Genomic DNA, 18,396 nt, shown 5'->3' with positions numbered 1-18,396 from the left:
CCCGCAATTCTATTACCGAGTGAGGGGGAACGCGGAGCGTCCGGGGCGGCATTCCCACGCGGAGCGCGGGAACGATCAACACACTACCGGGCACTCATCGGCGGCGTGGGTTTGATCAACTGCAACTGCTGGCGATAGTCATCGGTCACTTGTCGCGCCTGGCTGTTGCTGGTGATGACCCGTGGGGTGATCAGCACGACCAGTTCGGTGCGTTTCTTGCTCTTGGTGGTGTTGCCGAACAGCCAGCGCAGGCCGGGAATGGCGCCCAGGTAAGGCACGGCAGACACGGTGTCGGCGTTGTCCTGTTTGATCAGGCCGCCCAGCAACACCGTCTGGCCACTTTGCACCGCCACCTGGGTTGAGACGGAACGCGTCGAGATCCGCGGATTGCCGTTGGCGTCTGTGGACGTGTCGTTGGCGTCGCTGACCTGCTGCTGAATGTCCATGTACACCAGACCGCCCGGATTGATGCGCGGCGTGACGTCGAGGATGACCCCGGTCTGCACGTATTCAACGCTGCTCAGGGTGGCGGTGGTGGCCGAAGTGTTGACCGTGGTCTGGCTGATCGGGATGTTGTCGCCGACCTGAATCTGCGCCTGCTGGTTGTTCATCACCACCAGCGACGGCGCCGACAGCACCTGCGTGCGGCCGCTGGTCTCCAGGGCGTGAAGGGCGACCTGCAGGTTGTTGCTGACAAACGAATAAAACAGCGACTCGGCACCAAGGCTTGCGCCGCCACCGCCCAGAGCGCCCTGACTGCCAGGGGCGTTGGCGACGGTAGTGCTGGTGGAATTGCCGGCCAGCCGGCCGAGGTACCACTGCACCCCAAGGTCCAGCTCGCCGGTGAGGTTGACTTCCAGAATCCGCGTCTCGATCTGCACCTGCATCGGTGCGTTGTCCAGCCGCTTGATGGCGGATTCGATCTCGGCCCACTGGGCCGGGCGCGTGCGGATCAGCAACTGGTTGCTGCTCTGCTGCGCGGTGATCCGCGTGCTGTCATCAAGACGCTTGCTCGCGCCCGAGCCGCTGGCTGCGGCATCCGAACTGTCGCCCTGAGTGCTGCTGTCAGCGCTGTCCTCGGAGGTTTCGCCGTCCTGCTCTTCTTCACCTTGCTGAGAGCCGTTCTGCAAACCGCCGTTGGCGCCACCCATGCCCGAGCCCATGCCGCCGCCCATCCCCGAGCTGCCGTTGAGGCCCTGACCGCCCACGCCCATGCCGCCGCTGCTGCCGGTGCCACTGCCGTTGAGCGATGACAGCGAGCGCGTGCGCAGGCCCGGCGCCACCTTGGCGGCGCTGTCGTCTTTGATCTGGCCGTTGCCGTAGATCTGACGCAGGTATTTGGCCAAGTCCGAGGCTTTCATGTTGCGCACGTCGTAGACGTACATCTGCGGCTCGTTGCCGCCGCCTTCGTCGATGGTGTGAATCCAGTCACCGACTTCGCTCAAGTAGCGCGGCTGGGAAGAAATCGCCACCACCGAATTGGTCCGCTCAATGGGCAGAAACTTGACCATGCCGGCCAACGGCATGCCGCTGTCCGGGCCGAACATCTTCTGAAGTTCGGGCATCAGCTCGCCGACGCTGGCGCGTTGCAGGCCATACACGGCGATGGACATGCCCTTGAGCCAGTCGACGTCGAAGGTGTCGATGGTGTCCTGGTAGTTGGCCAGTTCATCCGGCGTACCGGCCAGGCTCAACACGTTGCGCGCCGGATCGACCAGCAGGAACGCGTTGTCACGGGCAAAAGGCTTGAGCAGCTTCTGCATCTCGGTGGCCGAGATAAAGTGCAGCGGGAACAGTCGCGCCGACAGCCCGGTGGACGGTCGCGCCACCGGCATTTCCGGCACCAGCTTGCCGGCCACGGCCTGGTTGGCCGGGAGGATCACATAACGGTCGCCCTGGCGGATCATCGCGTTGTCGGTCCACGACAGCAGCGTTTCCAGAATCGACAGCGCCTGCTGCTTGTTCACCGGTTGCGAGGTGGAGAAGCTGACGTCGCCTTTCACGCCCTGGTTGATGCTGTAGTTCTCGTGCAGCAAATCGCCGAGCACGGTGTTGATCACCGCTTCGATCGGCTGATTGGCGAAGTTGAAGGTGATGTCACCGGCGGCGGCCGACGCGCCTTTCGCACCCGCGCCAGTCTGCGCCGGTCCCGCACCGCGCACGAACGTCTGGTTGCCGCGAATGATCTGTTGGCGCGCAGGCGCAGGCCTGGCGCCAGGGTTGTTCGGGCTCGGCGTTTCGACCGGATCGCTGACCGGGCCGCGCTGCGAGCCGGTGCCATTGAGTGCTTCCTGCATCAGGGCCGGATCGTTTTCAAAACGTTCCGGAGTGGACGCGCATCCGGCCAGGGCCACGGCGGTGGCCAGGCACAACAACGGGCTGCGTAAACGGAAAAACTCAGAGGTGCGATTGTTCATGGTGTGGGTACGTTTGGAAGAGTAATAGGGGGACTTTCGACGGCGGCGGAAGGCGCAGCAGGGGCAGTCGCAATTCGCGGGTCTGGCCCTGATGGCTGAAAGTGGCGTTTTGCGGCGTGACCGACTCCAAGGTCCAGCCGTTGTCCAGCGTGCTGCCGACGGCCAGCTTCAGGCGACGCTTCTGCGGCAGTTGCAGCAGCACCCAGCGCGAAGCGCCGTCGATGATCACGCCGTTCAGGCTGATGCCATCCAGGGACGAGGCCTGGGATTTACCGGTGACCAGATCAGGCTTGCGGTCCGGGCTGAACATCGATTGCTGCCAGGTTAGCGTGAGCGCCTGAGCCGGCAGCGCCGGCAATGCGGCGGGCCTGGCGGTTGGCGCGGCTTCACGGGCTTCGCCGGGCGGCAACCAGTCGATGTCCTGACCGGCGCCCATGCTCAGGCTGACGGCGACGGCGGCGAGGGCAACCGTGGCCGCGCCGAGCGCGAGAGTGAGGGCGTCGAACTTCATGCGTCAGGCTCCTCGGACGGTGTCGGTGGTTCAGGTTGCTCATCCAGATCGGCTTGCTCGGCGGGATCAGGTGGCTGCCGGGATTCGGTCTCTGGCTCGGCGGCGGGGTTGGACGGCTGCGACTTGTGCGGCGCGGCCTGTTGCAGATACCCGCGCAACAGCAGATGAACCTGCAAGCGTCCGGCGCCGCCAGTGGCGGGCGCCGAGGTGGCGCGGCGAATGCTCAGGTTGTCGATGAACAGAAACGGCTGGCCGTATTCCAGTTCGTGCAGCAAAGCCACCAGCGGCTCCATGGCGCAGTCCAGGGTCAGGCTGACTTTGACCTGACGATACGGCTCGGCACTGTCGCGCTCGGGGGTGATCGGCATGCGCTGGGTGACCTGGCAGCCGGGGCCTTGATCGGCGTGGGCCTTGACCAGATCGAGGCTGCGTTGCATCAGATCGGCGGCCACGGCGCTGGGGTCTTCGCCGGGTAACAGGCTGCTGCGGCTCGACGGGTCGCGGCGGGCCGCCTGCAACTGCTGCTCAAGGCTGTCGCGCTGGGCCAGGGCGCCGGCATAGCGCTGCTCCTGGTGGCGCAGGGTGTCGGCCTGGTCCTGCAAGTCGCTCAACGGGTCGAGAAACCAGCTTTGCACCAGCAGCCACCAGGCCGCCCACAGCACCAGGGCCAGGGCAATCAGCGCGGCGCCGCGACGTTCACGGGGTGTCAGTTCACGGCGCATCGGCGGCCTCCTTGCGCAATTGGGCGCGCAGGGAAAAGCGCTCTTTGCCGGTTTGTGCGTCGGGCTGAATGATCCCCTGGAACTGCGCGTCGGTGAGGGTGCGGCAGTCTTTCATGCGGCTGATGAGGGCGCTGGCCTTGGCGCTCTGGCCGGTGATCGACACGCTGCCGCCCTCGGCAATCTCCAACTGCTCGACCCAGGTGTCGGCGCCCAGGCAGCCAGTGAGATCGGCGAGCACGCTGGAGGTGGTCGGCTGCGCGGCCTTTTGCTGAGCGAGGTAACGCGCGGCGCCCTGGGTGTTGATCAGTTCGCGGCGCAGGTTCTGCACGGCCTGCACCTGGCTGCGTTGCTCGTCGACGTGCTGTTGCATCGCCTCGACCTGTGCCGTGCGCGCGTCCAGCCACAGCACCATGCAGGTCAGCAGCAAGGCGCCGCAGATCACGGCAAGGAAACGCGGCAAGCGTGCGGAGCCTGCCACCGCTGGCTTCAGCTGGGCGGGCAGCAGATCGACATTCAGCCGCTCGCCCTTGGCGTTGCGCGCATCCACGGCGTACAGCGGCAGGCCGCGTGCCGTGCAGGTGTCGATGACCGGCTGCAAACGCTCGCGCAGCACCGCCACCAGCAGCACCTGCGCCTGGGTTTTGCCCTTGGCGGTGACGCGCGCGACGTACTGCATCTGCTCGCGGGGGTAGGGCGTGTACTTGTCGAGCTCGAAACCCACCACGCTGTGCAGATCGCGCAGCGCCGCCAGCGGCAATTGCAGCGGCTGCGCCAGGACCATGCCGGCGGGGAGCATCAGGATCAGCCGCTCGCCGGTCTCGTGGGCAATGTGCTCGGGCAAGGGCCATTCGATCAGTCGCTCGCGCACCTGGGGCATCAGCCGTGCGCGGACGCCGGCGGGCAGCAGCGCCTGCAACTCCTCGAGCCAGGCCTGCCAGAGATGCTGCGCCGGGCTGTCGCGCCACTGACTGCGCACCCGGGCCTGCAAGGGCGCCAGCTGCTGTAAAAGTGATTGCTTCATTCTTGCCAACGCAGAACGCGATACGGTCGCGCTCCCTCCTTCGATGGGTTCAATAACAACGTGACGTTGAGCGTCGTGGTGTAACCACCGGGCAATGTCGCCTGGCTTCGAATACTGATGACCGGGCCTGCTTCTTCGGTCGCGGGCCCGGCCTGAGGCAAACCCAGCGCTTGCCGCAGCCAGGGCGAGGCCATGCGCGGATCGGGCGCGCTCATGCCGCTCCATAACGTGACGTGTGAGCTGACGCACTGGTAAAGCGGCTGGCCGATGCCCGGCAGCTCGCGCACTTCTTCGACCATCCGCAGCGGCGCTCGACCGCCGCCGCGACGCTGTTCCAGGCCCTGGGCCACTTGCCGCGCCAGGTCCGGATTCGCCCCGCACGCCACCAGCAGGCGGGCGAAGGATTCAGCCGGCGCTGCGTTGAGGTCGAGCTTGCCGGTCTCGCTGCCCAGACTCACCGCCAGCGCGGCCTCGTCGAAACGCAATCCGTGGGGCTGGTTGTCGGCTTTCCAGTGTTGCTGCGGGTCGCGATCCAGCTGCGCCAGCACCGCCATGCCGATGCCGGCTTCTGCGGCGAGCACCGCCTGGGTGTGCTGGCGCTGCCACAGGGCCTGGCGGTTCTGCAAATGCACCCACCCGAGCAAACCGCCGAGCAGCGTGCTCAGCAGCGCCAGCACCCACAACACCAGCAGCAATGCCACGCCTTTTTGCCGACGCTCGTTCATAACGTGTGCGCCTCGCCGGACAGGTCCAGGCGCAGATTGATGCTTTGTAACGGCCAGGGCACGGGGCCGCCCAGTTGCGCGTCGATGCGCACGCTGATGGGCAATCGTCCCGGCCACGGCCAGTGGTCCAGCCACGCGGTTGATTCGCCGGTGGGCGACACGCCGCGATAACTCAGTTGCAGCGCGCGCACCTCATGCAACAACACCTGGGGCTCTTCGGCCGGCAGCAAGGCCTGACCGCGCAAGCGCTCCAGGCTGATCTGCAAACGCTGACCGGCCGCCAGCGTCACGCTGTGCCGGTACAAACCGCCGCCCAACGTCGCGGGCAGCGGCGCATAAAAGCTCATGGCCTGGGCGTCGCCCTCAAACACCGGCGCCTGACCGGGCTCGGCACCGCTGGCCGCCAGGGGCAGCGCCTGCGCGATGGCGCTGCGCAGAAAATTCTGCGTCGATCGTATTTCGTCGAGCCGCGTGCTGTAGCGCTCGGCCTTGGCCATGGCGCGGTTGGCCCCGGTGATCGCCGTGCCGACCATGGTCAGCAGCACGCCGAGCAAACTCAGCACCACCAAAACTTCGAGCAGCGTGAAACCCTGGCTTCGGCGCGTCATTGCCCGGCTCCGGAGCCCGCGCTGCGCACTTGCAGGCTGCTGTAATGGGCGCGGCGCGCTCCGTCGCTCACCTCAAGGTCCAGCCGCCACGCCGTGGCCGGCGCATTGCCACGAGGCAGCGCGCTGACCTCCATCTGCCAGGTGACGCCGCTCCACTTGCCCTCGGTGCGACCCGGCTGCAAGCGGCCGGCGCTGGCTTCATCGATCAGCGAACGCGCGGCCAGACTCAGCCGGTCACTGCGTTGCGCCTGCTGCAAGGCCCGCGCGCTCTGCCCGAACGCCACCACCAGCACGCTGCTGCACACCGCCAGCACGGCGAGAGCGGCCAGCATCTCCAGCAGTGTGAAACCGCGCTGACGCCTCAATTGAGCGTGCGCAACTGAACGTTGCCGGTCAGCCAGTTGATGTCGACGCGCCAATGTTTGTCGCCCCGGGCCAGTAACAGATGGCCGCCGCTGGAACCGCCGTCCGGGTAGAACTCGAACGCCGGGCCCAGGCCGTCAGCGGTCTGCAGTTGCACGCGCATGTCGGTGGGCAGCTGCACCGGTTTCAGGTGCGGGCCTTGAAGCCGACCGTTGCGCAGATCAAAGCGCGTCTGGGCCGGTTGCCCGGTGACGATCGCCTGCACCCGCGCGGCGCGCAGGGACTGCACCACTTCGCTTAACGCCCGGCGTTCACTGGCGGCGTGCAAACCCCGACCCACGCCAAAGCTCACCAGGCCGACGCTGATGCCGATCAGAACGATCACCACCAGCAATTCGAACAGGGTGAAGCCGCGGGCGCGGGGCAGGGCGTGCATGTTATTCCCAGTTACCGATGTCGGCCTTGTAGCCGTCACCGCCAGGCTGGCCGTCCTGACCGAAGAAGATCAGGTCAAAGCTGCCGTGCTCGCCCGGGTAGCGGTAGCCGAACGCGTGGCCGAACGGGTCTTTCAGGTCCGACGGCTTGGCGTACGGGCCGGCCCAACCGGTGGCATTGGCCGGCTTGGTCACCAGCTGCTGCAGATTGGCCGGCGGCGTGCCGACGTCCAGGCCGTAGCTTTCGACCTTCATGCCGAGGCTGGCGAGTTGCGCCTTGCCTGCGCCGTATTTGCCCTTGTCGACGTTGCCGCCCACTTGACGCACAACGATGGTGGCAACGATGCCCAGCAGCACGATCACGGCGAGCATTTCCAGCAGGGTGAAACCGCCCTGGCGACGGCCTTGGGCAGCGTTGAATCGGGACATGTGTATTTCCTCAAATGTTACTGGTAAGGCTCATCAGCGGCAGCATGATGGCGAGCATGATCACCGCCACCATCACCGCCATGACAACGGTCAGGCTCGGCACCAGCGCGGCGAGCAGACGGTCGATGCCGCGCTTGGCCTCGACATCGAACACGTCGGCGACCTTGAGCAGCATGCCGTCCAGGTTGCCGGCCTGTTCGCCGACTTCGATCATCTGCAGGGCCAGTTCCGGCAGCAGCGGTTGCTCGCCGAACGCCTGGGCCAGCGTGCCGCCACCCTTGACCCACTCGGTGGCCTGCTCGACCTGGGCGCGCAGGGCGTAGTTGCCGCAGACCTGACGGACGATGGTCATCGCCTGCAACAGCGCAACGCCGTTGCTCAGCAGGGTGCCGAGGGTCCGCGCCAGACGCGCGGCTTCGATCCGCTGCAACAGCGGGCCGATGACTTTGATAAACAGCAGGCGCCGGTCATGACGCTGGCGTCGCTGGGGATCGCGGCGCAGGACCGCGACGGTCCAGATCAGCCCGACGATCGCACCGAGCAGCAGCAATCCATAGGCGCTGAGGAATTCCCCCAGCCACAGGATCGCCTGCGTAATGAAGGGAATCGGCACGCCCAGGTCACGAAAAATCGGCACGAACTGCGGCACCACGTAGGCCAGCAGCAAGGCCAGCGAACCGAGCACGCCGACCACCAGAAAGATCGGGTAGATCAGCGCGTTAATGACTTCGCCGCGCAGCATCTGACTGCGTTCCAGGTATTCGCTGAGTTGACGCAGGGTGTTTTCCAGGGAGCCGCCGGCTTCGCCTGCGCGAACCATGCTGATGTACAGGCTGGAAAACTGGCCGTGCTCTTCTTCCAGCGCCTGACTCAACGGCTTACCGGCCTTGACCTGTTCACGAATCCGTTCAAGCAGCGCCTGGCGCTTGGGCTCGTGGGTCTGCTTGAGCAGGATGGTCAGGGCGCGTTCCAGCGGCTGGCCGGCACCGAGCAGGGTCGCCAGTTGCTGGGTGAAACTCACCAGCGCCGCGCCGTTCATGGCACCCCGGCGCATGGCCGCGCGCAGGCCGCTGTTGGCACTGGCTTCAAGGCTGAGCAGCAACAGACCACGCTTGTGCAGGGCCGATGTCGCCGCGTTTTGATCGGCAGCTTCGAGGGTGCCGTGTTGGGCGACGCCGTCGGCATCCAGCGCACGGTATTTGAAATGGGCCATGGTCAGTCGCCGCGCGTCACGCGCAGCACCTCTTCAAGGGAGGTCACGCCGGCCACCGCCTGGCGCAGGCCTTCCTCATATAAGGTGCGCAGGCCACCGCGACGGGCGGCTTGCTCCAGCGTTGCCGCGTCGGCCTGGCGCATCAGCAGGCCGCGCAGTTCTTCATTCATCACCAGCAATTCGGTGATGGCGCTGCGGCCGTGATAACCGCCGCCGGGCATCTCGCTGGCGGGACGATAAAGGGTGATCGGGCGCTGATCGGTGAAGCGCTCCAGACCGTGTTCGGCGACCAGTTCCGGGGCGCTTCGAAGGCGATGCGCGTGAGCGGATCGAGCCGGCGCACCAGGCGCTGGGCCAGAATGCCTTTGACGGTGGAGGCGATCAGGTAGCTTTCGACGCCCATGTCCAGCAACCGCGTGATACTCGCGGCGGCACTGTTGGTGTGCAGGGTCGAGAGCACCAGGTGGCCGGTCAGGGACGATTGAATGGCGATGCGGCAGGTTTCCAGGTCACGCATCTCGCCGATCATGATCACGTCCGGGTCTTGGCGGACGATGGAGCGCAGGGCGCCGGCGAAGTCCAGTCCAATGGACGGCTTGACCTGAATCTGGTTGATGCCCTCGAGCTGGTACTCGACCGGGTCTTCAACCGTGATGATCTTGCGCTCGGCGGTGTTGAGCCGTGACAGCGCGGTGTACAGCGTGGTGGTTTTGCCGGAACCGGTGGGGCCGGTGACCAGCAGAATGCCGTGGGGGTTCTCCAGCACGTCAAGGAAGTTCTGCAGGCGCTCGCCGTCCATGCCCAGGCTGGGGAAGTCGAAGCTGACGGTCTGCCGATCCAGCAGACGCATCACCACCGACTCGCCGAAGCTGGTGGGCACCGTGCTCACCCGCAAGTCCAGCTCCTTACCCTGAATGCGCAGCATGATGCGGCCATCCTGAGGCAGGCGACGCTCGGCGATGTCCAGCCGCGCCATGATCTTCAGTCGCGAAATGATCGCTGCCGATGAACTGGACGGCGGCGCTTCGGCTTCGTGGAGCACTCCGTCGATGCGGTAACGCACTTTCAGCTGGCTTTCAAAAGGCTCTATATGAATGTCGGAGGCGCGTTGCTCGACGGCCCGTTGCAGGATCAGGTTGACCAGTCGAATGACCGGCGCCTCGGACGCGAGGTCCTTGAGGTGCTCGATGTCTTCTTCGGCGCCGCCGTGTTCGTCGAGGGTCTCGATCAGGGAGCCCATGGCCGAACGGCCCTGGCCGTAATAGCGCTCGATCAGCCCGTCGACCTCACTGCCCGCACCGACCGACACATACACCGGCGCCTGGCAGGCGTAGGCCACGGCGTCCAGCCCATAGGCATTGCCCGGATTGGCCGCCAAGACATGCACGCCATCGGCATGGGTGCCGATGGGCAGCAGGCGATAGTGCCGCAGGAAGCGCTCGCTCAACTCCGGCAAAGGATCGCCGGACAGCGTCACGTTTTCCGCCAGCAGCAACGGCGCCTGCAGCGTCGAAGCCCATGCCTTTGCCAGGTCCAGTTCAGAGACCAGGCCCAGGCGCGTCAGCAATTCCGTCAGCGAACTGCCTTCCGATTCCTGGGCCAGTCGCTGTGCCCGCTCCAGATCACCTGTCTTCAGCCCGGCATTGGCCAACAGCCAGGCACACAGCGCTTCGGCCGAGTGCGCGGTGAGTTGTTGGCTATTGATAGGGGACAAATGAATGGACACAGCACCGGTTCAAATAAGAGAGGCCTCTGACGAGACCTCTGGGGTGAATACATAATGTGCAATAACAGTATGCTGCTTAACAGCAACTAAACGGCAGTGCGTTAGTTTGTCGCAGACGAAGTGTTGGCGGTTGGACGACCACGCTTGTTTTCATCGGCCTGATTCTGTTTGGTGGCTTTCTTTACGGCTTTTGTGTCTTGTGTCTGGGTCATGACAGTGGAATCTGCTGCGCCAGAAATAGTTTCCTGAGTGTCGGAGTCAGCGGCCATAGTTGCAGTTGCAAACGACAGAGTCAGTGCAGCGATGGCGCCCAGTGCTGGCAGTTTCATGTGATGTTTCTCCAATGTTTGTCATGTGTTTGAAATGATCCCGACGCCGGTGTCCAGCGCTGGATCACCGCCTTCCCCATGACTGAAACCCTGCATTTACGGGGTTTAAAGGGTCCAGCGGTGAAAATTGCTAAACCTACAGACCTGTAGGTTTAGCAAGAGTTCAGATGATGTATCAAAAAATGTCGAGTTTGTTCGAGATTGATTTTTTGTTTGACATCACTTGAAAACAATTGCCTTAATTTAAACGTCTCGGGCAACGCTCGTGCAGTTCGGTGGCTCATCGCCATTAACGTTAGTTACAGAAGATCAAATTGCCCACACTCATCGTCACGTTGTAACGCCACTTTCCCGTTCACCGATGTTCTTTCGAGAACTTCGGTATAGGCCGAGTCATGCCTGAAACAAAGGCTTGTGGCGTGTCAACTGCGACAAATGAGCGCGGGTGATACTTGGAGAGCGTCCCCTATGCGAAACCGTAAAACTTTCGGTGCCCACTCGGCACTGGCTTTGTTGAGCCTGGCCATCTGCCACGCCAACGCAGCCGACACCACGACCCAAGAGCAACTGGCGGCCAAGGAACTGCGCGCTGACAAAGCGGCAGAAAAAACCCTGGCGAAGATGACTCAGGAAGAAAAGCTGGCCTACATCGGCGGCATCGGCGGCTGGGACGTCAAACCCCTTAGCCAGTACGGCGTGCCACAGATCCACGGCGCCGACGGCGGCGCAGGCATCCGTTACACCAGCGAAGGCAACGATCCGGGCGTGGTCTATCCGTCCGGCCCGAACCTGGCGGCCACCTTCAACCCGCGACGCGCCATCGACTTCGGTCGCGCCCTGGGCTACGACACTGCCAGCGGCGGCTACCAGTTCGTCACCGGCCCCGGCATGAACCTGTACCGCATGCCGTGGAGTGGTCGTGCCTTCGAATACCTCTCCGGTGAAGACCCGTTCCTCGGCGCCAGCCTGGGCCCTGCGGTGATCAACGGTATCCAGCAGCGTCGCGTCTGGGCGGAAGCCAAGCACTACGCCGGTAACGATCAGGAAACCAACCGCTTCATCCTCAATCAGGTCATGCCTGAGCGCGTCCTGCGCGAGATGACCCTGCCGCCGTTCGAATCCGCCACCAAGAACAGCGCCGTGGCGATGATGATGTGCTCGTTCCAGAAAGTGAACGGCGAGTACGCGTGCGAGAACAAGCACCTGATCGCTGACATCCTGAAGAAGGAATGGGGCTTCAAGGGCCTGGTACAGAGCGACTACAACGCCGTCGTCCACGGTCTGCCAGCAGCACAGGCCGGCACCGACCTGGACATGATGGGCGGCCAGATGAACAGTTCGGTGCTCAAGCCGTACCTGGACAGTGGCGAGCTGGACATGGCGACCATCGACGACAAGGTCCGCCGCATCCTGAAGAACATCTACCTGTACCAGTTCGACAAGTTTGCACCGCTGACCACGCACAACATGAACAGCGCCACCAGCAACAAGGTCGCCCTGAACATCGCTCGCGAAGGTATCGTGCTGCTGAAAAACCAGGGCGACGTGCTGCCTCTGGACAAGAACAAGGTCAAGCGCATCGCCGTCGTTGGCGACCTGGCCAAGTACGCACCACCGACCGGTTTCGGCAGTGCTCACGTTGACGCTACCCGTTACATCAGCGAACTGAGCGGTCTGCGCCAGATCGCCCCGGGCGCTCAGGTCGAGTTCCTTGACACCCTGTCCCTCGACCCGACAGCCATGCACTGGACCACCACCGACAGCAAAGGCAACAGCGTCGCTGGCATGAAGACCGAGTACTTCAACAACGCCACTTGGTCCGGCGACCCGGCGGCCACCCAGATCGACACTTACGTCAACCTGGACTGGTCCAGCGACAAAGTGCCGAGCAACGGCGACACCGCCAACACCTCGATTCGCTGGAGCGGTCAGGTTACCCCGACCATCAGCGGCGACCAGGTCTTCAAAGTCCGTGCCGACGGCGCCGTGCGTCTGTGGGTCAACGGCGAGAAGGTCATCGACAACGGCGACGGTGAGAACATCACCAACAAGAGCATTCCGCCGACCATTCCTGTTTCCGGCAAGATCAAGCTGGAAGCCGGCAAGGCTTACGACGTGAAGCTTGAGTACTCGCGCCGTGACGGTTACCTGTCGACCATGGGCGGCCTGGTGGGCGTGCAGATGTCGACCGCTTCGCTGACCGCACCGTCCGACCTGTCGCAATACGACGCGGTCGTGGTTGCCGTGGGTAACAGCGCTGAATACGAAGGTGAAGGTTTCGACCACAGCTTCGATTTGCCTGAGTACCAGAACGAGCTGATCCAGAACATCGCCAAGGCCAACCCGAACACCGTGGTGACCATGCACGGCGGTACCGCGCTGAAAATGAGTGACTGGATCGACCAGGTGCCGGCTGCGCTGCACGCCTTCTACCCGGGTCAGAACGGTGGTCAGGCCCTGGCCGAGATCCTGTTCGGCAAGGTCAACCCGTCGGGCAAGCTGCCGATCAGTATCGAGCGCAACATCGAAGACAATCCGCTGTACAAGGATTTCCCGAACTTCGATAACACACGCACCAAGGTCAAGGAAATCAGCTACGCCAACGACCTGACCATGCTCGGCTACCGTGGCTACGACAAGACCAACACCAAACCGCTGTTCGCGTTCGGTCACGGCCTGTCGTACACCCAGTTCACCTACAACAACATCTCGGTCACCCCGGGCGTTGCAGTGGGCAACACGCCGATCAAGGTCTCGTTCGACCTGACCAACAGCGGCAAGCGTGCCGGTTCCGAAGTCGCCGAGCTGTACGTCGGCCAGCAGAACCCGAAAGTCGAACGTGCCGTCAAAGAGCTGAAAGGCTACAAGAAGGTCTTCCTGCAGCCAGGCGAAACCCGTCACGTCACCATCGAACTGAACGACCGTTCGCTGGCGTACTTCGACGAGGCGAGCAAGCAGTGGGTGATCGATGCCGACACCTTCAACATCAGCCTGGGCGCGGCCTCGGACGACATCCGTCTGAATGCCAAGCTGGTCAACTCGTTCCGTCAGGAACTGTCGACCACCACCAGCAACCCGCTGCCACGTTCGGCGCTGAACTCGGTCAAAGTGACCCTGCCAGCGGTGAAGACCGGCGGCGTGCTTGATCAGGCCAAAGACACCGACGCAGCCAATGGCAACACGGACTACGACGGCAACACCGAGTACTGATTGATCACAGCGGGAAAGGGCTGAGCAGTGGGCTGGCGTCGGGCGTTTCCCCGGCGCTGGCCAGGCCCGGACCCCGAGTGACCATCCGAGCTTGAGTAACAGAGAATGAGGCGATCCGGCCAGCCCGGATCGCCTCATTTTTATGCGCGGATGTCGCGCTCGACCTGAGCCATGTAACTGTCGAAACGCTGCACCAGATCCACCGTCTCCGGGAAGCGCAGCCATTGCAGCTGCAGCCCGTCCATCATCGCCAGAATCTGGTGAACGATCGCGTCCAGATCCACATCCCCCCGCACTTCGCCGGTCACCACCAGATGGTCGAGCCGTGCGCGCATGCGCCCGTGAATCGTTACGTAGCGGGACTGAAACCACTCCCACCCCGGGTGACTGTCCACCAGGCTTTCGGCATTGAGCATGCTGAACGCGCGAATCACGCCGGGCGCTGTTGCGTTGGAACGGTTGATCTGCCGCAGGCCGCTGACGAAGCCCTGCAGCGTCGGCTCGCTGTGCAAGCTGCTGATCACTTTGTGATTGACCTCGTCGCGGCGCGCGAGCACGCCCATCAGCAGGGCGACCTTGTTCGGGAAGTGATGCAGCACGCCTGCCACCGAGATGCCGACGATGTCGGCGATGCGGGCAATGGAGGCGCCGGTGTAGCCCTCCAGCGAAAACAGTTGCAGCGCGGCGTCGAGCAGTTCTTCGCGGCGCTTCTCACCCTTGGGTGCGCGACGGGTGCGGGGGAGTGTGTCTGACGTATTTCCTGTCATCGGGTTTACCTGGCGTCTCCATGCTTTGCAGGTGTCTGGGCGTTTCGGCAGGCCTGCGAAGCCGGATTGCGAGGACGCAATGGGCAGAAAGCGCGTGGCACGTCGTCGCAGGTGCTGAAACGGCACGCTCTGTTTAAGGGGGCAACCGGATTTTGGCAAGCGAAAACTGATATTCAGGCGCGCCGGCATAAGGGTTCCACCGTTCGGGGAGCCCGGTCCAGAAAATGGGAACTCCCGCCGCGCCTGCCTCTCCTTTGAAGTAACTGACCTACAAGGAGGATCCATTGTGAACGAACAAGCCAGTCCCGGAATTGCCTATCTGATCGAATGCGCCGAGGAGACGACGATTGATTCCCGGCTGTTTGCCATTTACGAAGCCTTGGCCGAAGCGGGCGGGCTTATTCCTCAGGAATATTTGATCAAGGTGGCCCGCGAGACCACGGCAGGCCCCAAGCAGCAGTTGTTGATCAGACTGATTGGCAGAGCCAGCCGCGCGCAGCTCCACTGATCAGTCGTCGCACCCCATGTGTGCCCACCGATGCTGAATAAACCCTTTCACGACTCGGAGCCCTTGCCCCGTCGGCAACGCTCCGAGCAGTAACGCACCTCATCCCAGCAGCGCGCCCATTTCTTCCGCCATGTGAACGGCAGCTTGCAGACGGCGCAGGTTTTCACCGGCAGTTCGCTCTTCTTCAAATCGCCTCTCCGGCGTCGAGCTTGCTCAGCAGCGACTCGCCCCTTTGCCACAGCGCGTCCTGTTTCGCCTCGGTCATCCGATCAAGATTCTTGTAGACCATGCCCATGCGTTGATTGGCGCGCAGCAGGTTGCTGTGGCGCATCACGAAATGCCAGTACAGCGAATTGAACGGGCAGGCATCCTCCGTCGTGCTCTCCTTGACCTTGTACGCGCAGCTGCCGCAGTAGTCGGACATGCGCTTGATGTACTGGCCGCTGGCGCAATAGGGCTTGGAACCGAGATAGCCGCCGTCGGCGTGCATGACCATGCCGAGGGTGTTGGGCAGCTCAACCCACTCGAAGGCGTCCATATAGATTGCCAGGTACCACTCGCAGATCTGCTTAGGCGCGATGCCGGCGAGCAGGGCGAAGTTGCCGGTGACCATCAGCCGCTGAATATGGTGGGCGTAGGCGTGCTCAAGGCTCTGGCCGATGGCCTGGCGCATGCAGTTCATGTTGGTTTGCCCGGTCCAGTAGAACTCCGGCAGAGCCCGGATGTTGCCGAATGAATTGCCTTCGGCGTAGTCCGGCATCTTCAGCCAGTAAACGCCGCGCACGTACTCCCGCCAGCCGATCAGTTGGCGGATGAAGCCCTCGGCGGCGTTCAGCGCGACGCCGCCCGACCAGTAGGCTGACTCGACGTCGCTGCACAGCTGGCGCAGGTCCAGCAGCCCGATGTTCAACGCCGCACTGATCCGCGCATGGAAGAGGAAGGGCTCATCCATCGCCATGGCGTCCTGATAATCACCGAACGCGCCCAGCCCGTAATCGAGAAAGTACTGCCACAGGGCCTGGGCGTCGGCGTGGGTCACCGGGTAGTCGAAATTGTCCAGCGAACCGTAGTGACTGGCGAACCGCTCACCCACCAGCGCCAGCACATCGCGGGTGATGGCGTCCGGTGCGAAACGCGCCGGGTAGGGCGCCGAGACCTTCTTCGGCAGCGCCTTGCGGTTGTCGGCGTCGAAGTTCCAGGCGCCGCCCACTGGCGTGCCGTCGCTGTTGAGCAGCAGGCGTTGCTTGCGGCGCATCTCGCGGTAGAAGAATTCCATGCGCAGCTGAACCTTGCCGCTGGCCCACTGGGCAAATTCCTCCCGGGAGCAAAGAAACCGCGTGTCGCTGTGCCAGATCAGCGGCAGTCCGCATTCCCTGACCGAGTGCTCCAGACGCCAGTCGCCGCACTCGGTGGCGTGGACTTCTCCGGCCTGCAACGAGGCGTGCCAGCGCTGCAACTCGGTCGGCACCGAGCCGGTGTTCAGCGGGTCGTCCAGCGCTACGTACTGAACGATGATGCCGCGCGCCTGCAGCGCCTGGGCGAAATGGCGCATGGCGCTGAAGATCAGGGCGATTTTCTGCGGGTGATGGGCGACGTAGGTGGCTTCTTCCATGACCTCGACCATCAGCACGGCGTCGCGCTGGGGGTCGAGGTCGGCAAGGGAGGCCAGGTCGAAGGACAACTGGTCGCCCAGGACCAGGCACAGGCGGCGGACAGGCATCATTGATCGGCACCGTATGACGCGTCGGCACTGCAGGCGGTTAGCGTGAAATGACGGAGGACAGAGGAGAGAAGGTGGGTCACGGGATTCCTGATGAGAAGGAATGATGGCGCCGAGCTAGCGGTTTGCCCGGCGCGCGGTCATGGGTCTAGCCGGACACGTGGCGCCTGACGCATTGCATCAGGCCCTGCAGCGGACCGGATTCCACAGGGGCCGGGACGCATACCGTGCGCTCCCGGTCGCCTTCGCTGATGGTCAGCGTGTAATGCTGCATGCCGCGCAGCGCACGGGCGGGGCGGCGACCTTCGGGCAGCGCGAAGAACCTGGACGCGTCGACCAGTTGCCGCAGCTCTTGCTGATCGGGTTCGGGCAGGGCGTCCACTTCAATGGTGTTGGGCTTGCTCAGCCCGGGAAAAAAGGCGACCCCGCCGCTTTCGCTGAATGAGATACGCATGTTCGTGGCTCCTTCTTTTGCCAGATGGCCATGGCGGATCATTGCGCGTTGATGCCCACGGCCGCCCAGCCTTCTTGTACCGCGATTTGGGCTGCTTCGCCTACACCGTACAGCCGGCCGGCCACATCGTGGGTGATCCGCGCAAAGCGTACGAAGCCGGCATTGGGGCGCAGACGTGAATCGCGCAGCGCGTCATACCAGATGCGCCCGGCCTTTTCCCAGGCATGACCGCCAATGCGCGTCGCCACTTGATAGAACGCATGGTTGGGGATGCCTGAGTTGATATGCACGCCGCCGTTGTCGTCGTAGGTGTGGACGAAGTCGTCCATGTGCCCGGGTTGCGGGTCCTTGCCCAGCACTTTGTCGTCAAAGGCGGTGCCGGGGGCTTTCATCGAGCGCAGGGCGCTGCCGGTGATCTGGTCGGTGAACAGCCCTTCACCGATCAGCCAGCTGGCCTGCTTGGCGGTTTGTTTCAGGGCGTACTGCTTGATCAGTGAGCCGAACACGTCGGACATTGATTCGTTCAGGGCGCCGGCCTGGTTGAAGTAGACCAGGCCCGCTTCGTCTTCGGTGACGCCGTGGGCCAGTTCGTGGCCGATCACGTCCAAGGCAATGGTGAAGCGGTTGAACAGTGACTGGTCGCCGTCGCCAAAGACCATCTGGGCGGAGTTCCAGAAGGCGTTGTTGTAGCCCTTGCCGAAGTGCACGGTGGCGTCGAGGGCCATGCCTGCGTCGTCGATGGAGTTGCGGTCGAAGACGTCGAAGAAGAAGTCGAAGGTGGCGCCGAGGCCGTCGTAGGCTTCGTCGACAGCGATGTCGCCGCTGACGGGCTGGCCTTCGCCGCGGACGAGGGTGCCGGGCAGGGTTTCGCCGCCGTCGGCGGTGTAGATCGAACGGCGTTTGCCGGTGGGTGCTGCAGCGGCCAGGTTCACGACGCGTCGGTCGGGTTGTGCGCTGAGGCGCAGGGAGCGAAAGGTGTTGTCCTTGGCCCGGGTGCGCAGGGCGGCTTCGCGCTGGGCCTTGTTGCCGTTGCGGGCGATTTGATCCAGCAGGTACGGCGGGATGAGGCAGAGGATGGGGTTACGCGTGTGGTTCCTGCACATAGGCAATACTCCAGGGTGGCGTCGTTCAGTTGAGCGACGCGTCGCGGTCTCGTTTTAATCGACAAGCCAGAGGGATCGTGCGTTCCCCAAGGTCAAAAGCGTCTGCCTGGGGGCAGACTGTTTCGCCTTCGGCGAG

At 63.6% G+C, this 18,396-nt stretch carries 17 protein-coding genes and 2 pseudogenes; 2 read left to right on the top strand and 17 right to left on the bottom strand.

Translation table 11 applies throughout. The features are described 5' to 3' along the window. Window positions 1-83: 83 nt before the first annotated feature. The 12 genes and pseudogenes from gspD to JN403_RS18735 all read right to left on the bottom strand — a co-directional run bounded on the left by gspD (window position 84) and on the right by JN403_RS18735 (window position 10,498). Complete coding sequence (gene gspD / locus JN403_RS18790) at window positions 84-2,417, bottom strand: type II secretion system secretin GspD (protein WP_205483722.1); 2,334 nt, start codon at window positions 2,415-2,417, stop codon at window positions 84-86. After that, window positions 2,398-2,928, bottom strand: a complete 531-nt coding sequence (locus JN403_RS18785; protein ID WP_205483720.1) for a general secretion pathway protein GspN — start codon at window positions 2,926-2,928, stop codon at window positions 2,398-2,400. The genes gspD and JN403_RS18785 overlap by 20 nt, the downstream gene beginning before the upstream one ends. 131 nt (window positions 2,929-3,059) lie before the next feature. After that, window positions 3,060-3,650 (bottom strand): annotated as a pseudogene (gene gspM / locus JN403_RS18780) (type II secretion system protein GspM); the annotation flags it as partial. Beyond that, window positions 3,640-4,671 carry a PilN domain-containing protein gene (locus JN403_RS18775; RefSeq protein WP_205483716.1) on the bottom strand — a complete coding sequence of 344 codons (1,032 nt, stop codon included), beginning with the start codon at window positions 4,669-4,671 and terminating at the stop codon, window positions 3,640-3,642. The gene JN403_RS18775 and the pseudogene gspM, both read right to left, overlap by 11 nt. After that, a complete protein-coding gene (locus JN403_RS18770) occupies window positions 4,668-5,396 on the bottom strand; it encodes a type II secretion system protein GspK (protein WP_205483714.1) in 729 nt (242 codons plus the stop codon). The genes JN403_RS18775 and JN403_RS18770 overlap by 4 nt, the downstream gene beginning before the upstream one ends. After that, window positions 5,393-6,004, bottom strand: a complete 612-nt coding sequence (locus JN403_RS18765) for a prepilin-type N-terminal cleavage/methylation domain-containing protein (RefSeq protein ID WP_205483712.1) — start codon at window positions 6,002-6,004, stop codon at window positions 5,393-5,395. The genes JN403_RS18770 and JN403_RS18765 overlap by 4 nt, the downstream gene beginning before the upstream one ends. Next, on the bottom strand, window positions 6,001-6,369 hold the full coding sequence (locus JN403_RS18760; protein WP_122534737.1) for a type II secretion system protein: 369 nt from the start codon (window positions 6,367-6,369) through the stop codon (window positions 6,001-6,003). Before JN403_RS18760 ends, JN403_RS18765 begins: the two co-directional genes overlap by 4 nt. Continuing rightward, on the bottom strand, window positions 6,366-6,803 hold the full coding sequence (locus tag JN403_RS18755; protein ID WP_122534738.1) for a GspH/FimT family pseudopilin: 438 nt from the start codon (window positions 6,801-6,803) through the stop codon (window positions 6,366-6,368). Before JN403_RS18755 ends, JN403_RS18760 begins: the two co-directional genes overlap by 4 nt. 1 nt (window position 6,804) lies before the next feature. Further along, the gene (gspG, locus tag JN403_RS18750; RefSeq protein ID WP_065989019.1) at window positions 6,805-7,230 is read right to left on the bottom strand and encodes a type II secretion system major pseudopilin GspG; all 426 of its coding nucleotides are present in this window, start codon (window positions 7,228-7,230) and stop codon (window positions 6,805-6,807) included. 10 nt (window positions 7,231-7,240) lie between these two features. Beyond that, window positions 7,241-8,443 carry a type II secretion system inner membrane protein GspF gene (gspF, locus tag JN403_RS18745; RefSeq protein ID WP_205483710.1) on the bottom strand — a complete coding sequence of 401 codons (1,203 nt, stop codon included), beginning with the start codon at window positions 8,441-8,443 and terminating at the stop codon, window positions 7,241-7,243. A gap of 2 nt (window positions 8,444-8,445) precedes the next feature. After that, window positions 8,446-10,163: pseudogene (gspE, locus tag JN403_RS18740) on the bottom strand (type II secretion system ATPase GspE). Window positions 10,164-10,270: 107 nt separating this feature from the next. Continuing rightward, the gene (locus JN403_RS18735) at window positions 10,271-10,498 is read right to left on the bottom strand and encodes a hypothetical protein (RefSeq protein ID WP_122534740.1); all 228 of its coding nucleotides are present in this window, start codon (window positions 10,496-10,498) and stop codon (window positions 10,271-10,273) included. A 468-nt stretch (window positions 10,499-10,966) separates the two neighbouring features. On the opposite strand from JN403_RS18735, the gene JN403_RS18730 reads away from it, so the two are divergent. Continuing rightward, the gene (locus tag JN403_RS18730; RefSeq protein ID WP_205483708.1) at window positions 10,967-13,708 is read left to right on the top strand and encodes a glycoside hydrolase family 3 C-terminal domain-containing protein; all 2,742 of its coding nucleotides are present in this window, start codon (window positions 10,967-10,969) and stop codon (window positions 13,706-13,708) included. Between the two features lie 140 nt (window positions 13,709-13,848). Here JN403_RS18730 and JN403_RS18725 read toward each other — a convergent pair whose 3' ends face one another. Next, window positions 13,849-14,475 carry a TetR/AcrR family transcriptional regulator gene (locus tag JN403_RS18725; RefSeq protein WP_122534742.1) on the bottom strand — a complete coding sequence of 209 codons (627 nt, stop codon included), beginning with the start codon at window positions 14,473-14,475 and terminating at the stop codon, window positions 13,849-13,851. Between the two features lie 286 nt (window positions 14,476-14,761). On the opposite strand from JN403_RS18725, the gene JN403_RS18720 reads away from it, so the two are divergent. Beyond that, the gene (locus JN403_RS18720) at window positions 14,762-14,983 is read left to right on the top strand and encodes a hypothetical protein (RefSeq protein WP_205483706.1); all 222 of its coding nucleotides are present in this window, start codon (window positions 14,762-14,764) and stop codon (window positions 14,981-14,983) included. A gap of 47 nt (window positions 14,984-15,030) precedes the next feature. Here JN403_RS18720 and JN403_RS18715 read toward each other — a convergent pair whose 3' ends face one another. The 4 genes from JN403_RS18715 to JN403_RS18700 all read right to left on the bottom strand — a co-directional run bounded on the left by JN403_RS18715 (window position 15,031) and on the right by JN403_RS18700 (window position 18,260). Further along, complete coding sequence (locus JN403_RS18715; protein WP_205483704.1) at window positions 15,031-15,171, bottom strand: DUF2256 domain-containing protein; 141 nt, start codon at window positions 15,169-15,171, stop codon at window positions 15,031-15,033. Then, complete coding sequence (locus JN403_RS18710; protein ID WP_205483702.1) at window positions 15,168-16,706, bottom strand: cryptochrome/photolyase family protein; 1,539 nt, start codon at window positions 16,704-16,706, stop codon at window positions 15,168-15,170. The genes JN403_RS18715 and JN403_RS18710 overlap by 4 nt, the downstream gene beginning before the upstream one ends. Before the next feature lie 145 nt (window positions 16,707-16,851). Next, window positions 16,852-17,157 (bottom strand): protealysin inhibitor emfourin, encoded by a 306-nt coding sequence (locus JN403_RS18705; protein WP_122534746.1) that lies wholly within the window; start codon window positions 17,155-17,157, stop codon window positions 16,852-16,854. A 38-nt stretch (window positions 17,158-17,195) separates the two neighbouring features. Next, window positions 17,196-18,260, bottom strand: coding sequence for a M4 family metallopeptidase (locus JN403_RS18700; RefSeq protein ID WP_205483700.1), 1,065 nt, complete (start codon window positions 18,258-18,260; stop codon window positions 17,196-17,198). Between the last annotated feature and the right edge of the window lie 136 nt (window positions 18,261-18,396).

It is taken from the genome of Pseudomonas sp. 15A4 (assembly GCF_016925575.1).
GTDB lineage: Bacteria > Pseudomonadota > Gammaproteobacteria > Pseudomonadales > Pseudomonadaceae > Aquipseudomonas.
The sequence above is the reverse complement of the archived record's forward strand: the minus strand, read 5'-3'. Positions and strand labels throughout refer to the sequence as shown.

What these genes read in the sequence shown, in the direction of transcription:
- gspD (WP_205483722.1), bottom strand. Translation starts at nt 2,417, where the DNA reads ATGAACAATCGCACCTCTGAGTTTTTCCGTTTACGCAGCCCGTTGTTG.
- JN403_RS18785 (WP_205483720.1), bottom strand. Translation starts at nt 2,928, where the DNA reads ATGAAGTTCGACGCCCTCACTCTCGCGCTCGGCGCGGCCACGGTTGCC.
- JN403_RS18775 (WP_205483716.1), bottom strand. Translation starts at nt 4,671, where the DNA reads ATGAAGCAATCACTTTTACAGCAGCTGGCGCCCTTGCAGGCCCGGGTG.
- JN403_RS18770 (WP_205483714.1), bottom strand. Translation starts at nt 5,396, where the DNA reads ATGAACGAGCGTCGGCAAAAAGGCGTGGCATTGCTGCTGGTGTTGTGG.
- JN403_RS18765 (WP_205483712.1), bottom strand. Translation starts at nt 6,004, where the DNA reads ATGACGCGCCGAAGCCAGGGTTTCACGCTGCTCGAAGTTTTGGTGGTG.
- JN403_RS18755 (WP_122534738.1), bottom strand. Translation starts at nt 6,803, where the DNA reads ATGCACGCCCTGCCCCGCGCCCGCGGCTTCACCCTGTTCGAATTGCTG.
- gspG (WP_065989019.1), bottom strand. Translation starts at nt 7,230, where the DNA reads ATGTCCCGATTCAACGCTGCCCAAGGCCGTCGCCAGGGCGGTTTCACC.
- gspF (WP_205483710.1), bottom strand. Translation starts at nt 8,443, where the DNA reads ATGGCCCATTTCAAATACCGTGCGCTGGATGCCGACGGCGTCGCCCAA.
- JN403_RS18735 (WP_122534740.1), bottom strand. Translation starts at nt 10,498, where the DNA reads ATGAAACTGCCAGCACTGGGCGCCATCGCTGCACTGACTCTGTCGTTT.
- JN403_RS18730 (WP_205483708.1), top strand. Translation starts at nt 10,967, where the DNA reads ATGCGAAACCGTAAAACTTTCGGTGCCCACTCGGCACTGGCTTTGTTG.
- JN403_RS18725 (WP_122534742.1), bottom strand. Translation starts at nt 14,475, where the DNA reads ATGACAGGAAATACGTCAGACACACTCCCCCGCACCCGTCGCGCACCC.
- JN403_RS18710 (WP_205483702.1), bottom strand. Translation starts at nt 16,706, where the DNA reads ATGATGCCTGTCCGCCGCCTGTGCCTGGTCCTGGGCGACCAGTTGTCC.
- JN403_RS18705 (WP_122534746.1), bottom strand. Translation starts at nt 17,157, where the DNA reads ATGCGTATCTCATTCAGCGAAAGCGGCGGGGTCGCCTTTTTTCCCGGG.
- JN403_RS18700 (WP_205483700.1), bottom strand. Translation starts at nt 18,260, where the DNA reads ATGTGCAGGAACCACACGCGTAACCCCATCCTCTGCCTCATCCCGCCG.